Raw genomic sequence first — 14,544 nt, 5'->3', positions numbered from 1 at the left:
GGGAGATGAAGTATGAGTACAATGAAACGAAATCGCATTGCGATCCTTTCGGTTTCCGTTTTTTTTGTTTTAACAAACTGGTCGGCTTTTGCCAAAAAGGCGGAACCCGAACTGGTAAAACAGGAAGAAGGTTATTACTACGGCTACGGTAAAGGAGCTACCGCGGCGGAAGCGGAGTTTGCGGGAAAACGCGACCTCGTCGAAAGCGCGCTGACAGCCGCGCTTCGCTCCGTAAATCCGAAAGCGCCGAGGGTACAGGTAAGCGACGCATCGGTCAATGCCCGCATTACCGACATCAAGCCCTATTCTCAATCGAAAAAAAATGAGCCGCCTGCTGTCACCTATCGAATGAAAATAGTCGATTGGGATAAAAAGGAAAAGCTCTATACCGATGCGCTTCGCACCGATTTGAGTGCACGCCTCGCCGCGAGCAAGAACAAGAAAAATCCCGCCGATCAGCTTGCAGGCGCGATCGCGATCCTTGCAAAACTGGTCGATGAAGGTGAAACGGAGCTGCTTTCGGCCGTGCCCGACGGCACGGAACTGCTTTCGCGCAGAGCGGAAACGCTGTGTACCGATGTCGCCAAAAATCTGGGCTTTACGTTTTCGGTAAAAGACGGCATCGTGAACGCATCCACGAAATTTTCGGTAAAAGTCGCCGATGCTTCCGGCAACGCGGCAGGAGGACTTCCGGTTGCCGTCACGTGGGAAGCTGCAGACCTTCCGACGGATGCAGGGGAAGTCGCAGACGTTCGCGTACTGACCAAAGCAGACGCGCTCGGAAATATTGCGATCGATTTCCCTTCCGATGAAAATTTCCGAAGCCGTCCGGTAACGCTTACGGTACAGACCGCATTGGCAAAGTCCGTCCCGTCATCGGTCGTTTTGAAAAAGCTCGACTCGCAGATAACCGCCGACGCGCGCTATGTGCGATTTGACGACATCGACGCGGCATTTCCGTCGGTCGTCGTTCCCGAAGGCGAGTTCAATGCGGGAGCCGTTCCTCAGGACACCCGCGCACAGAAAACAGAAGCCGCTCACACGGCTTCGACCCTTTCATTCGCCATATGCTTAACACCAGTGACGAATGCCCAGTATGCCTCTTTTATTCACACGACGAGAGCCGAAAACGCCCCCGATTATTTCGACAATTCCGATTACAATCAGGGAAAACAGCCGGTCGTCGCCGTCAGCTACAGCGATGCCGAAGCATACGCCGCATGGCTTTCAGAACAGACGGGTTCGACCTATCGCCTTCCGACTGAAGAAGAGTGGGAAAAAGCCGCCCGCGCGGGTGCCGATATCATCTATCCGTGGGGTGATGAAAATCCGACGGACGGAAAGCGGGCGAATTACAAAGGCAACGGTAAATTTACAAAGACTTCTCCCGTAGGTTCGTTTGAAAACGGCAACAACGCATGGGGTCTTGTCGATATGTCCGGCAACGTCGCCGAATGGACATCGTCGAATCACGGTATCGAAGGCGAAACGAATCTTCGTACCGTCAAAGGCGGATCGTGGATGGACGGTCCGACGGAATTACGCATTTCCAATTACCGCAATATCAACAGCAAAAACGGATATGCCGACGTCGGCTTCCGTTTAGTTAAGGAGGTTTCAGAATGAAAAAATACGCTCTTATCGTTTCGGCAATTTTAGCCGTTATGCTCGTCTCCTGCGCCACGGGAAGTAAAGAAAATCCCGATGACAGGGCTATCGCTGCCGGTGTCAAAGCGTGGAACGATCGCGAGCCCGAAGCGGCAGCTCCGTATTGGAACGAAATTAAAGACGAAAAAGTAAAAAAGCAATATCAGAACTATGTCGCCGCATACAAAGCCGGATCGGATGCTCTTGAAAGTACCGATTCGACGAAAAACGAAGCGAAACTGCTTGCAGCCTGCAATACGGCTCTCGACAAATTCGGCTCGCTCGATCCCGCGCTGAAACTTCCGTCGGACGTCGCCGAAAAAGGCGCTTCGCTTTCGGCAAAACGTATCGACGCTTTGGTTGCAGGAGGAAAAATCACCGCTGCGAAAAAACTCTATGCGTCCGCAGTAAAAGTATACGGAAGTACGGACGAACTCACGCAGGCGAACAAAGAAGCCGATGTCGTAAGCTCACTCTTTGCAAAGAGTTCCGCGCTCAACAGTGAAATCGAAAAAGTCCGTGCTATTCCGACTTTTGAAGAAAAAGTTGCAGCTTACGATTCCGTATTGGCTTCTTATGCGAGTGCCGAAAAAGAAATCGACGCTGCGGCGAACAATGCGGGCGTCGCAAAAACACAAGGCGTTTCCGCAAACGTTCGCTCTTTCAAAAAGACGCGCCAGGATTTGGCGATCGAACGCGCTTCGGTTATCCGCGATCGCGCATACGAATACAAAACGCAAATCAACGAAGAATTCGCGCGCACTCCCGAAAACGCGGGCGAAAACGGTAAGATGCCGCTTGAAGCGATCCTCGCTCACTATCAGTCGGTTCAAAAAAATATCGACGGTATATATCAAAACCTGCTCGGCTTCGCCGCAAAATATCCGAACGATATCGGACAGGATATTCTTGACGATATAAACGCGCAGAAAAAAGACCTCGAAGCGAAGATCGCACAGGTCAACTCGGAAATCCGCACTGCACAGGAAATCGCGAGCCGCGGCAAAGTCGTCTTCCCGCTCATGATCGGTCTGTTCAACCCCGATCCGCGTTCGACGGCGGAAAGCAAAAGGAGCCGCCCTGCGAAATTCAGCGCGAAGAACGCAAAAGGTAACGAATACTGGTGGGGTATGGTTTCCATTCCGAAAGGACAGATGAACGACCTCGTCGTCACGCTGAAGGATAACCGCACCGTCCGCGTTTTCGCCGAAAACACGAAGAGCGGAAAACTCATCGAAAAAAACAATATGAAAGACCTCGTCAACCGCAGCGCCAAAATCGGAAACTCATGGCCGGTTCTCAACGCGGGCGGACAGCTGACGAGCAACAAATATTTCTTTGAAATACAAAAGGGCAAAACGCCCGACTATGAAGGCGAAGTGGTCGTCTACAGTTCATTCATTGTGAGGATGCGTTAATGAAGGTCAACAAAAAAGGCATTATTGCTATTATTATCATCGCGCTTATCGTACTCATATCGGCGGGCGCGTTTATCGTGTGGAGAGCTCAGCCGAAGGGCGCGGTCATCGCCGTGTCTACGCTGCCGGATTCTTTGAACCCCGTGCTTGAGCAGAATACGTCGGGATTGAACGCCGCCGAACTCCTGTTCGACGGTTTGGTCAACTTTGAAGTCGATAAAGCCAGCGGTTCGCTTTACTCAGATCTCGCGCTTGCCGAAAGTATCGTGCAGAATCCGGGAGACAAAAAAACGTATACGGTTACCCTCAACGATGTAAAATGGCACGACGGTAATCCCGTCACGTCGGACGACGTCGTGTATTCGTTTGAAGCGTATACGGACGAAGCGAACAATTCTCCGAAGCGTGACTACCTCATGTCGTTTATCAAAAGTGTTACCGCCGAAGACGACAGAACGGTAAAGATCGAATTTGTCAATCCGATACCGGAATTCCGCGCCTATCCCGTACTCACGTTTAAGATCGTTCCGTCGAAATACAACGGACAGAAAATGCAGGTCAATATGCGTTCGGGCGAAAACGAGCGTAAATTCGCAACCGCACCTGTCGGAACGGGCCCCTTTAAACTCGCTTCGTGGGAAATCGGCAAATGGGTCACCTTCGATGCGAACGGCACTTATTTCAAATCGAAGCCCCAGACATCGAGCCTCGTCATGAAGCGCATCATCGACCCGATCATCCGCATGAACGAAATGCGCAAAGGTCGCGTCAACGTCATCCTCGAAACGAACCCGATGGACAGAGCCGAAGTTGCAAAGATTCCGAACGTCGACATCAATTCGTACATTCCGTACGCATTCTATGAAGTCGCGATCAATACGAAGTTGTTTCCGAATGCCGAAGGACGCCAGGCTATGGCAATGGCGCTCGACCGCGAAGTGCTCATTCCGTCGATCACCGATCAAAAATCGGGCGTCATTTTAAACTACGGTCCGTTCCCGTCGAATCTCTTTTCGGCGAATATCCCCGAATATGTCGACAAACCCATGCCGACATTCCTTGCATACGATATTAAAAAGGCAAAGAGCCTCGCTTCTTCGGGCGGTATTTCCGGACAAAACGCGATCCTCCTCTACCCCGACTCCATGGGCGAATTCGGTACCAAAATGGCGGAAGGTATCGTCAAACAGCTTGCGGAAATCGGCTTGAACGTTGAAGCCAAGCGTACCGGCGACAGGGTCTTCGACCGCATGGTACATACCGAAAAATCGTTCGAACTCGCGCTCATGTATTGCGAAGGCTTCGACAACCTCTATTCAAGCTTGGGCGATTGGTACCGATCGAACGGTTCGAAAAATGTCACCGGGATCGCGGACAGCAAATTGAACAGCCTCTTCGACGCATGGGAAAAAGAGATCGTCACCGCAAATTGGATCGATCTCACGCTCCAAATCGATAAGCGCATCTGCGAACTTTCGCCCGCGCTGTATCTGTGTTCTCTGGAAAAAGACGTTTACTCCCGCAGTTTGGATAACGTTGCGATCGCTACGGACAATCCGTTCCTTTCAGCGGAAAATTGGAAAATTAAATAGGGAGTGCTATGCGTTTTCTGCGCTTTTTAATTCGAGAATTCATCATCCACGGCATCGTATTTGCCGTGGCGGGAACACTCGTGCTTTCGGCATTTTACCTGCTTTCGATCGGTGCCTCACCTGAAAGCTATGCCGAAGCCGCACGGTCGTTCTTACTGCTTATTTCGGGATCGGAAGATTTTTCCATAGCGCATCCGGGTTTCAGCTCAGGTCAGATTATCGCGTCGGGAGCGGCCGTCACCTTACCGCTGACTCTGCTCGCGCTCTTTATTTTGACCGTCATCGCCCTCGCCTCTTCCGCGTACGCCGTAACGGGACAGTACATGGCCGAGCACCACGAATATGCCGGAGCCGAACGCTTCAGCGGATTTTTGGGCTTGGTCACGTCCGTTCTCGCAGCGGTACCGCTGTTCGTCGGCTTTTGGGTTTTGGCAAATGCTTTCGGAAGCGACGCCCCGTTTATCATCATCGCGCTTATCACGGTCGTGCTCGGCGGGCTTTCATGGGATGCAACGAACTTCCTCAAAGCCGACATGCTTAGGCAGGTCAATTCCACACACGCGGTCGTGTTTTCAACGCTCGGCCGCAATTTGGGACGATTTTTTCCGCTGCCGGAAACCTATTCGGGCTACCTCTTCTCTTCGAGTCTGCCGCGTTTTATCCCCTACCTTGCGGGTAAAGTGCCGGCGATCATCGGAGGAGTTACGATCGCGGAAATCGTATTTTCATTCCCGGGACTCGGCAGTACGCTGCTCGACGCGCTGCTCGCGACGAATACCGATTTGCTCGTAGCGTCGGTGTTTATCCTTTTGTGCGTCAACGCGGTCGTAGCCTTTTTGGTAAAGACCGTTCTATTCCTGATTTATCCGAGGTGGTATGAAAAAGCTATTTAATATCCTCAAAATACTGTGCATCGTTGTTTTGATATCGCCTCTCGCACTTTCATGGCTTCCGTCGTCGTATTTTGCAGGTCTCGCGCCCCAAAGGATTGTCGACTCCGGTTATTTTACGTCTCTCGTCTCGTCGTTCAAAGAGCTTTCGATTACCCTTGCGGCGACCGTGCTTTTCGCGATGTTGCTGAGCTTTATACTCGGCTACATAAGCGTGCTTAATATGCACGTCGGACGAAGTTTTGCAAATATCCTCAACGCTGTGGAATCGATTCCGGCGATCCTCGTAGCGCTCTTTTGCTACGCTCCGGTATCGGGTTACCTTGCGCGGCACACGAGTGCGGCATCGACGATGATGTCGCTCGTCGTATTCGTGCTCGCCGCCACGGTGACGACGCTGCCGGAAGCCGTGCGGAGCATCGCGATCCCGCTCATCGATCTGTACAACCGAAAATACAGCTTGTCGTTCCGTTCATACGGATTTCCGAAGATGCGTATTCTCGCCATTTTGATGACGACCGATCTGATGCGCAGTACGTTCCGCCGCGTTGCCGCGGGCATTTTGCTGAAAACGCTCGTCCTCGACTGTTCGTTCGGTTTTATCATTCAGCTCGGCTTCGGCAGCTACGGTACCCCTGCTCACTTGAGCCCGGGCGCTTTGATTGCCGCGCACCGAGATGCGCTATTTGAAGGAGGCGACCCGATCCTCTTTTGGATCCCGTCCGTCGTGCTCATCGCGATCAGCGTCGCCTTTTTGATCGTGCTGAACGAAAAAGAGGGAGGAAACGCATGACACCCATTTCGCTTGATAATTTTTCGATCCGTCTCGGTGAGCGCGTGCTCCTCAAAAATTGCAACTTTTCACTTGAAGCGCATGCTTCGGCCGTCATCATGGGGCCGACGGGCACCGGCAAATCGGTATTTTTGAAATCCGTTGCGGGCATTCTCTCTACGAAGATTTTTACGTTCGAAGGAGGCATGAAAGTAAACGGGATCCCCGCGTATTTCAACCACAAGCTCGGCTTCAGCGAATGGTCGCAGATCGCACAGTCGGGGCTGATGTTCATACCCGCGGAAACCGCACAGGTTATGAACCCTGCTTTGACGCTTGATCAAAACCTCGCCCTGCTCGCTCCCGGTCAGCGGCCGGTCATCGTCGAGCGCCTGACAAAATATTTTTCACTCGATTTTGAAGCGTTTGCGCGCCTCTACCCCGACGAAATTTCGGGCGGCGAAATGCAGCGCATCACGCTCATGATCCTCCTGTCGAGAAAAGGGAATCTCATCCTTTTGGACGAGCCGACCGTAAACCTCGATCGAAACCTCAGAAAGCATTTCGTAACGTTTTTGAACAACGAAATACTCGGCCCGAAAGATAAAACCTTTCTCATGGTCAGCCACGACCTCGACTTCATAAAGCGCCTGACGCTCGATAAAGCCTTTATGCTCAAAGACGGCGTTATCGAACAGATGAAAGAGCTTCCCGAAATGGAAGGCTACGAAAAACCCGAAGCGAAAAAAGGTGCGTCGGGGACTGCGATCGAATTGAAAAACGTGTCGCAAACGTATTTCAAGCGCGGTATCTTCGGAGAACGCACTTTCACCGCATTCAAAGGATTGAATCTCAAATTCGAACGCTCGACCGTATACGGACTCACCGGTCCTTCAGGCTGCGGAAAGTCCACAACGATCAAAGCGATCCTCCGTCTGCTCGACAGCACCAAGGGACAGATCCTCATGGAAGGTTCCGATTTGGTCGCCTTAAAGCCGAAAGAAACGGGAAGAGATCCGAAAGCGTTTAAGCCGTTCCGCCGCCGCATGACGGTCGTACAGCAGGACTCGCGCTTTTCGTTTTTCCCCGACTTGAGCATCCGCGATTCGTTCAAACAGATTTCCGCGTCAAGTGAAGGCGGCACGATCGAAGAGCTCGAAAAGAACCTCGAAAAGGTCGGCCTCACGAGTGCAAACCTCGACGAGCGACCTCAGCAGCTGTCGTCAGGAGAGATGAAGCGCATGGACATCGCGCGCGCGCTGACCGCAAAGCCGGATATCCTCCTTCTCGACGAACCCTTCGCGCACATCGACTTCGAAACGCGCCTCAAAGTCATGCAGGCGATTTCCGAATACCTCGCCGAACATGCGACGATTTTGGTTATCGTTACGCACGAGGATTTCGACCTCCGCTACTTTGTAGAAAAGAGCTTCGATTTCCCCGAACTGGTCGGTCAGTTTACCGGAAATTAAACAACTCGTATGCGTTCCGCGCTTTGATAAAAACGCGGGCGCGTTAAGCGTTGCAGTAAAACGTCCCGCCTCCCGCGGGGCGTTTGTTTTTTTATTGCCGGACGGAAGATATGATGAAAACCGCATATGCGCCGTCTTACAAAAAAGCGATAATATGATATAATAAGCGAACGGTCGGCGCATTTTTGAAAAATCGATATTTTTTGCAATGCCGTATTTTAAACACTATTTTTTATAGACAGGAAACACTATGCCTCTCTCAAAAATCATCGTTCTCGATTTCGGAAGTCAATACGCGCACTTGATCGCAAAGCGTTTCCGCGCTCTCGGCTATTATTCCGAAATCGCCCTCCCCTCCGCTTCTCTTTCGGAAATCGAAGGGGCAAAGGGGATCGTTTTAAGCGGGGGTCCCGCTTCGGTATACGACGCGAATGTCCCCGCCTTCAACAAATCGATTTTGGATACCGATATTCCGATTTTGGGACTCTGCTACGGACACCAGCTCATGGCGCAGCATTACGGCGGAAAAGTGGAAAAAGGCGAGGCGGGAGAGTTCGGAATCGCGCACCTTGCGATCGACCCAAGCACCGCGTCCCCGCTTTTTTCGGGTATCGCATCTCCTATGCAAGTGTGGATGAGCCATCAGGATGAAGTGACGAAGATCGCCGACGGATTTGAAAAAACGGGCAGCACCGAAAACTGCAACTACGCAGCTTTGCAGAACCTTGCAAAAAAGCGTTTCAGTCTGCAGTTCCACTGCGAAGTTGCCGACACGCCGTGCGGCAACGAAGTGTTCGAAAACTTCGCTCGATTTTGCGGTATGGAAAAAAATTGGGACGAAAAAGCGGTTTTGGAAATGATCATAGACGACATACAACGCGAAGCTGAAGATAAAAACGTGCTGCTTTTTTTAAGCGGAGGCGTCGACAGCAGCGTTACCTTTGCGCTTTTAAATAAAGCGCTCGGACAGGATCGCGTGCTCGGACTGCATATCGATAACGGCTTTATGCGTAAAGACGAAAGCAAAGCCGTTGCAGAACACTACCGTGCGGCGGGCTTTACCAATTTTATCGTCGAAGACGCGAGTGAGCGTTTTTTGAAAGCCGTGAGCGGACTTACGGATCCGCAAAAAAAACGCGTTGCGGTCGGAGAAACCTTTGTTGAAGTCCGAAACGCTATCGTCGCCGAACGCCATTTGGACGGGGAATCATGGATGCTCGCGCAAGGAACGCTCTATCCCGACATCATCGAATCGGGCGGCACGAAAAATTCGAAGGTCATTAAAACGCACCATAACCGCGTCGAAGGAATCCAAGCGCTCATCGAAAAAGGCTTGATCGTCGAACCGCTGAAAAATCTTTACAAAGACGAAGTGCGGAACATCGGAAAAAAGCTCGGCCTCGCCCCATCCCTCATCCGCCGCCATCCCTTCCCCGGCCCCGGTCTTTCGATCAACGTGTTGTGCTCTGACGGCTCTATGAGCGAAAAAGACAAGTGCGATTTTACAAGCGCGGAAAAAGAAATAGAAGCGATGAGCATTCCGCATCTTATACAAAACATAGAAGCGCGATATGCGCTTCCGGTGCGTTCGGTCGGCGTGCAGGGAGATTTCCGTACCTACCGATTTCCGGCAGTGCTTTCATTCGAAACGCTTGCAGACGGTTTTTACCGCACACCCGAAGATTGGGATGCGCTCGAAGCGGCATCGTCTCACATCACGAATAAGGCTTCTTTTATAAACCGCACGCTCGTCCGTCTCTACCAAAGGCCGGGCGCAACGCTCGATCTGCAAAAAGGCTATTGCGACAAAGGAAGGCTCGATGAGCTTCGCGAAGCGGATGCTATCGCTCTCGAAGCGCTTCACGAATCGGGATGGTACGATAAAGTGTTCCAGCATTTGACGATCGACTTGCCCTATGCGTCCTCTCCCGACCGCGCGAGCTTCGTGCTCCGTCCCGTGTGCAGCGAAGACGTAATGACCGCGCGCTTTGCGCATTTGCCGCAGCATATCCTCGACGACATCGTACGAAAAATCGCCGCCCTCCCCTTTGTCGATGCGGTCTACTACGATGCGACGAATAAGCCGCCTGCGACCTTCGGCTGGGAATGATCGGTAAGCGCATGCCCAGTCAACAGCCGCGAAAGGCGGCTGTTTGAAAAGAAGCGCTCAAAGCGGTTAGCCTACGGCTGAAACGTTATCATAAAAGTGCAGACCTAAAAACCCGAAAAATAAAGAAAGGGAAACTATGGTCAAGTATTATAAATCCTTATACCTTCTGCAATATACAAGTGGTCTTTCAATATGTACAGTTCTTCATAATCCTTATATCCATTTCAAAATTTAAAACCAATATTCTGATATTTGCCCAACAGATAAAGTGGACAATAAGTTTTCCAAATCATCAATAAATTCCGGTGGCAAGTCTGTATCATGTATAGTTCTAGCAAAATACTTATCGTCAATATTCCAACCAAACTTGTTGCCATTAATTATAAAATTCGCCCATTTTTCATTAAACGTAACTGTAATAGAATAATCTTCTTTTGAATAAGTATTTTTAAAACTTTACATTTTCTGCTTTTATTTTCTTTTTCATCTTTTTGCGGATTAAATTTTTTTGTTTGTAAAATTTCTAAAAATTTCCAAAATTCAATTACTTCTTTTTCATCATTCATAAGATTTCAGTCCGGCAATTATTTTTTTTGCGCCCCGGTACGGGTGTCCGCCCAACAACCGGTGTACCGTACGCAGTTTGTCCGCGTGTCGACTTTGAAAACGGTGTTATGCGTTTTAATTTTTCATTTATTACATCTGTACAGTTACAACAATAATACATAGAAAAATTACAATTACATATAAGATACTTTTATATCTATATTAGGCGGATATATTCACCATATTCAGAATACTCTTTTTTGCAGGTTTTCTCGTATTGCGAATTGAGCCTTTCTAAAACCGCACCAAGCGAATAAGACTTTCGTAAGCCGTATTCTTCGCCATAAAATTCTTTATACCCAATATAGGACATAGTTTCTGCATCGCCTTCCAAACGACAAAAATCAATGAAAGTTTTGTATCTATTACTCCATAAGATCAAACTCCGAATAAGTGTAATAAAAAAGTATACTGCACACAATCCACTAAAAATTTTTAATACAATCATTTTTCTCCCAGCGGCGCAAAGTCGTGTTCTACGGCTGCCTTGTTTTGCCTAAAGTTTAATACCATTTCAGAAAGCAAGTTGAACTTGCTTTCTGAAATATTCTTCTTTTCCTACAACCGCTTCTTTTGCTTAAACCCTAAAGTCCAATTTCATATTTTCATCGGGCTTGACTCGATAAGAATATATTCTTAACTTTTTTTTAATTAGAGTATCTTATTCGATATAATTGAATATCCTCCCATAAAAATTAATACTCCAACAACTACAAAGACAAAAAACCATTTTATTTTACTACTTATTTTATCAAAAAAAGGATCAATATATACAACTTTTATACTACCTATAATAGAAGGAATAATGAAAAAAACTAGTATTCGTAATGCTGCTGATTTAAAGTAAACTTCAATATTAAAGAATTTTTTTAAAACCAAACCTATATCTATTAATAATCCAAATACAATCCATGAATGGATTGCATTTATTTTAAATTCTCGATACTGTTCGTTATAATTATCTTCATTATTCATTTTTTATATCCAAACAAGCAGACCTCCGGCCTGTTCGCCTATAACATTTGCTTGTCTGCGTGTCGGTTATGAACCTTTGTTACCGCAAAAATATTTCCTATTCTTTTTTAAGAAGCTACGTTTCTATTATTAAGGTTTTTCCAAACAGTGTAAAGCCGTGTACTACAGCTTTCTTTTCAAGAAAACACCGTCAATTATGTCTAAGCAAAAAATGAATGCCAAAATACTATGTATAACGATAAATTTTTTAGAGATTTCTTTTTGTCTATATTTTTCTATCAATGCAAATGTCATTGGTAAGCCTGTAAAAAATATACTCCAACAGTCTGCAATAAAACAACATATGGTAATAATAAAACCAAGCGGAAGGGTAAGCATTGCAAACCCAAGAACAAAAATAAAAACATAAGCCGGTATATGAAGAAATTTTACATAAAGTATATTTTTTATAAAATCGGTGTTACAGTTATTGTTAAAAGTTTCCACTCCAATGTTTATTAAACACTTTACGGCAAAAAATAATTCCATTATGTTTGCGACGAGAAAGAAAAAACAAATTAATAAATTGAGAAGATTCGGAAGTTCCGACAAATAACCAGAAAACAAAAACACGAATATATTTATTGTTGCAAAATACGGAAACAAAATTAATGTTATATATTTTTTCATTTTTTCCTCTTACCAAGCAAGAAGGGGAACTGTTGCGCCATGACCATTCGCTTAAGCTGCATTTGCGGCTTATCCGCAATATCAGGTTGAAGCGGGTGTTAAGACTTTTTTCTTTTTTGTTCCGGCAGTTCCTCATACATACCCAAAATCAAATCCCGAAGAAATTCACGGTTATCTATCTCATCAACTAAAATCATTTCTTTTGCACCATCATACGGCACTTCAAATGCATCAGGTATTTTTTTCATCACTGATTTTGTAGGCTTTACGAGAAAACGATCATCATATATCCCGCCGATGATTTTACCCTTATAATAAATTATATACTCTCCCATCATCTGTCGAAACCTTATATCTTCCAAATCAGAAAGCTGGTCAAGTACAAAATCTAAGTACTCTTTAGTAGACGCCATTACTTATTACTCTCCTTTTTGAGGTATAAAGCAACTTGCTATTTATATATTTTTCATTTCTGTAAGAAAATACTTTTTAATTTCCTAAAAGTTAAAATACAACAGCCTTATCTTCACCTAAAAGTTCAATTTACTTTTTTAGTAATATGATCTTGATAAAAATACACCTTATTCTTTCACGAAAGAACCGATTTCTACAAGATTCCCTTCAGGGGCGGCAATGTAGCAAGTTCGCTGTCCCCAAGGCTCTGTTGTAGGCGGCATTACAGATTCTCCACCCTTTGCGACTATTTCATTATATGCTTTATCCACTGCCGCAAAATTTTCTACACCTAAGGCAATTTCAAAATGCCCATTTATCTTTTCTGCATAATTGAATTTTGTAGAAGTCATCTTTTCAAAATCTGAGCGTCTGTAAAATAGAAACAGAGTGCCGTCCTTTTCAAGAAATACATTCGATGCATCTTCCGCCTCTTTGATTTCAAATCCCAATATATCCCTGTAAAAACGCACCATCGTCGGCATATCTTTTACAAAAACACCAAATCCATCTAATTTCATAGATTTCCTCCAAAACATCGCACGCCAACGGCGTGTGGTCATAACAATGTTTTAAACCGCAACGCAGCTTAACTGAGTTGTCGGCTTTGAAAACGGTGTTATGTGTTTATTCATGCGGAGGGGTTAATACCCCGGCACTCTGCACCGTAACTAGGGGTATTAAAGCCTGACAGCAACCACCTTATAAGAACAACATACCCTGCCCTGCGTCGGGATTGTTGATCTCTTCGATTTTAGTAAATACATCTTTTACTAAATATTTACTTCTATAAATATCTCGACCAATTTTTTTTAATGACACATTATGTTTAATACATAAACTTTTTATCATATCTATTTGTTTTTGATCAATTTCATAATAATCATTCTCCTCAATTATACCAAAATTTTCTCCAATAATTACACATTCAATAACTTTATCCATTTCAATTTTTACTATTTCTGCTTCTGTATTTTCATTACCTTTTTTATTTATAATTATCACTCGGTATTCGTTTTCCCCTTTCCAATCAGTATCCTTCACAAAATAATAATCATGAATATTTTTTATGATATTTTTATCATACCTCGTTTATTGGCATTCTTATGTCTAAAAACCTCTTTTTTTCTATTCTTTATAATTTTTCTAATGATAATGAATATGTTTCCTCAGTAATATCTCTATATTCAATAGGACCATCGAAAAAATAATACCGATTATCCAATTTTGCTTTTAATTGTCCTAATAATTTTACTTTATCAAAAACGAAACAAACGCCTTTTGAATTATTTCCATATTGAGCCCACATTCTTGGTAAAAAATACCCAGGACGATTTTTTTCATTTAAAATATTAAAATTATAAACTCCTTTAGAAAGAGATAATGATCTAACAATTCTGTTTTTTATACGATTTAATTGATTAAAGAACCATCTTCTTTCATCATCAGTTTCATAAGACTTCTCATCTTCCCTAATTTCAGTTATATCAAAAAAATCAAACTTTTTATTTTCGTAGGGGTCATTTGTTTTGTGAATATTATTAAATAATAAAGTTTGCTCATCTAATATTTTTCTGTAATTTTCTGAACGTGTATAATGAAACAAATATTCCTTATCCAATTTTAACCTCAATGCTACTCAGAGAGCAGTCCACATAACACCCCTTCTCGGTATCCGCCGTAATCCTCCTATCCGGCAAAATCGTCGTATAAAAATCATACGACATATAACGTTATTTACTATACCACAACATCGCCCGAAAATACAGTATCGATACGGTTCTCCCTGAAATTACAGAAACAACCATTTCGTCCAATACATGCAAAAACCGCGCGCTTTCCCAATCGCGAACCGGAATATTCACCGCCCCCTGCCCTTCGCCGGTTTTTCGCGGTATTTTTCGTCAATTTTTTTACGTCAATTTTTTCGCTTTACATTT

General features: G+C 45.7%; 15 protein-coding genes. 7 read left to right on the top strand and 8 right to left on the bottom strand.

Annotated elements, in window-relative coordinates; translation table 11 throughout:
• Positions 1–12 precede the first annotated feature (12 nt).
• From H9I36_RS02205 to guaA, 7 genes are all read left to right on the top strand, one after another.
• A complete protein-coding gene (locus tag H9I36_RS02205; RefSeq protein WP_187383765.1) occupies positions 13–1,626 on the top strand; it encodes a formylglycine-generating enzyme family protein in 1,614 nt (537 codons plus the stop codon).
• Positions 1,623–3,065, top strand: a complete 1,443-nt coding sequence (locus H9I36_RS02200) for a hypothetical protein (protein ID WP_187383764.1) — start codon at positions 1,623–1,625, stop codon at positions 3,063–3,065. The genes H9I36_RS02205 and H9I36_RS02200 overlap by 4 nt, the downstream gene beginning before the upstream one ends.
• Positions 3,065–4,657, top strand: a complete 1,593-nt coding sequence (locus H9I36_RS02195) for an ABC transporter substrate-binding protein (protein ID WP_187383763.1) — start codon at positions 3,065–3,067, stop codon at positions 4,655–4,657. Before H9I36_RS02200 ends, H9I36_RS02195 begins: the two co-directional genes overlap by 1 nt.
• A gap of 8 nt (positions 4,658–4,665) precedes the next feature.
• Positions 4,666–5,550 (top strand): ABC transporter permease subunit, encoded by an 885-nt coding sequence (locus tag H9I36_RS02190; RefSeq protein ID WP_187383762.1) that lies wholly within the window; start codon positions 4,666–4,668, stop codon positions 5,548–5,550.
• Positions 5,534–6,340: a hypothetical protein gene (locus H9I36_RS02185; protein WP_187383761.1), complete on the top strand. Its 807-nt coding sequence runs from the start codon at positions 5,534–5,536 to the stop codon at positions 6,338–6,340. Before H9I36_RS02190 ends, H9I36_RS02185 begins: the two co-directional genes overlap by 17 nt.
• On the top strand, positions 6,337–7,791 hold the full coding sequence (locus H9I36_RS02180; protein WP_187383760.1) for an ATP-binding cassette domain-containing protein: 1,455 nt from the start codon (positions 6,337–6,339) through the stop codon (positions 7,789–7,791). Before H9I36_RS02185 ends, H9I36_RS02180 begins: the two co-directional genes overlap by 4 nt.
• A 250-nt stretch (positions 7,792–8,041) precedes the next feature.
• On the top strand, positions 8,042–9,901 hold the full coding sequence (gene guaA / locus H9I36_RS02175) for a glutamine-hydrolyzing GMP synthase (protein ID WP_187383759.1): 1,860 nt from the start codon (positions 8,042–8,044) through the stop codon (positions 9,899–9,901).
• Between the two features lie 380 nt (positions 9,902–10,281).
• On the opposite strand, the gene H9I36_RS02170 is transcribed toward guaA, so the two are convergent.
• The 8 genes from H9I36_RS02170 to H9I36_RS02140 all read right to left on the bottom strand — a co-directional run bounded on the left by H9I36_RS02170 (position 10,282) and on the right by H9I36_RS02140 (position 14,225).
• Positions 10,282–10,467 (bottom strand): hypothetical protein, encoded by a 186-nt coding sequence (locus H9I36_RS02170; RefSeq protein WP_187383758.1) that lies wholly within the window; start codon positions 10,465–10,467, stop codon positions 10,282–10,284.
• Between the two features lie 197 nt (positions 10,468–10,664).
• On the bottom strand, positions 10,665–10,841 hold the full coding sequence (locus H9I36_RS02165; RefSeq protein WP_187383757.1) for a hypothetical protein: 177 nt from the start codon (positions 10,839–10,841) through the stop codon (positions 10,665–10,667).
• Between the two features lie 317 nt (positions 10,842–11,158).
• A complete protein-coding gene (locus tag H9I36_RS02160) occupies positions 11,159–11,482 on the bottom strand; it encodes a hypothetical protein (protein ID WP_187383756.1) in 324 nt (107 codons plus the stop codon).
• Positions 11,483–11,644: 162 nt separating this feature from the next.
• Positions 11,645–12,151, bottom strand: coding sequence for a DUF6652 family protein (locus tag H9I36_RS13105; RefSeq protein WP_486389537.1), 507 nt, complete (start codon positions 12,149–12,151; stop codon positions 11,645–11,647).
• Positions 12,152–12,249: 98 nt separating this feature from the next.
• Positions 12,250–12,564 carry a TfoX/Sxy family protein gene (locus H9I36_RS02155; protein ID WP_187383755.1) on the bottom strand — a complete coding sequence of 105 codons (315 nt, stop codon included), beginning with the start codon at positions 12,562–12,564 and terminating at the stop codon, positions 12,250–12,252.
• A 168-nt stretch (positions 12,565–12,732) separates the two neighbouring features.
• Positions 12,733–13,125, bottom strand: a complete 393-nt coding sequence (locus H9I36_RS02150; protein WP_187383754.1) for a VOC family protein — start codon at positions 13,123–13,125, stop codon at positions 12,733–12,735.
• Positions 13,126–13,306: 181 nt separating this feature from the next.
• Positions 13,307–13,648 carry a hypothetical protein gene (locus tag H9I36_RS02145; RefSeq protein WP_187383753.1) on the bottom strand — a complete coding sequence of 114 codons (342 nt, stop codon included), beginning with the start codon at positions 13,646–13,648 and terminating at the stop codon, positions 13,307–13,309.
• A 91-nt stretch (positions 13,649–13,739) separates the two neighbouring features.
• A complete protein-coding gene (locus H9I36_RS02140; RefSeq protein ID WP_187383752.1) occupies positions 13,740–14,225 on the bottom strand; it encodes a DUF2971 domain-containing protein in 486 nt (161 codons plus the stop codon).
• Positions 14,226–14,544: the final 319 nt, after the last annotated feature.

The organism is Treponema sp. Marseille-Q4130 (assembly GCF_014334325.1).
Taxonomy (GTDB): domain Bacteria; phylum Spirochaetota; class Spirochaetia; order Treponematales; family Treponemataceae; genus Treponema_D.
The sequence above is the reverse complement of the archived record's forward strand: the minus strand, read 5'-3'. Positions and strand labels throughout refer to the sequence as shown.

Excerpts from the sequence above, each read along its gene's own strand:
- H9I36_RS02205 (WP_187383765.1), top strand. The coding sequence starts at position 13 with ATGAGTACAATGAAACGAAATCGCATTGCGATCCTTTCGGTTTCCGTT.
- H9I36_RS02200 (WP_187383764.1), top strand. The coding sequence starts at position 1,623 with ATGAAAAAATACGCTCTTATCGTTTCGGCAATTTTAGCCGTTATGCTC.
- H9I36_RS02195 (WP_187383763.1), top strand. The coding sequence starts at position 3,065 with ATGAAGGTCAACAAAAAAGGCATTATTGCTATTATTATCATCGCGCTT.
- H9I36_RS02190 (WP_187383762.1), top strand. The coding sequence starts at position 4,666 with ATGCGTTTTCTGCGCTTTTTAATTCGAGAATTCATCATCCACGGCATC.
- H9I36_RS02185 (WP_187383761.1), top strand. The coding sequence starts at position 5,534 with ATGAAAAAGCTATTTAATATCCTCAAAATACTGTGCATCGTTGTTTTG.
- H9I36_RS02180 (WP_187383760.1), top strand. The coding sequence starts at position 6,337 with ATGACACCCATTTCGCTTGATAATTTTTCGATCCGTCTCGGTGAGCGC.
- guaA (WP_187383759.1), top strand. The coding sequence starts at position 8,042 with ATGCCTCTCTCAAAAATCATCGTTCTCGATTTCGGAAGTCAATACGCG.
- H9I36_RS02170 (WP_187383758.1), bottom strand. The coding sequence starts at position 10,467 with ATGAATGATGAAAAAGAAGTAATTGAATTTTGGAAATTTTTAGAAATT.
- H9I36_RS02160 (WP_187383756.1), bottom strand. The coding sequence starts at position 11,482 with ATGAATAATGAAGATAATTATAACGAACAGTATCGAGAATTTAAAATA.
- H9I36_RS13105 (WP_486389537.1), bottom strand. The coding sequence starts at position 12,151 with ATGAAAAAATATATAACATTAATTTTGTTTCCGTATTTTGCAACAATA.
- H9I36_RS02155 (WP_187383755.1), bottom strand. The coding sequence starts at position 12,564 with ATGGCGTCTACTAAAGAGTACTTAGATTTTGTACTTGACCAGCTTTCT.
- H9I36_RS02150 (WP_187383754.1), bottom strand. The coding sequence starts at position 13,125 with ATGAAATTAGATGGATTTGGTGTTTTTGTAAAAGATATGCCGACGATG.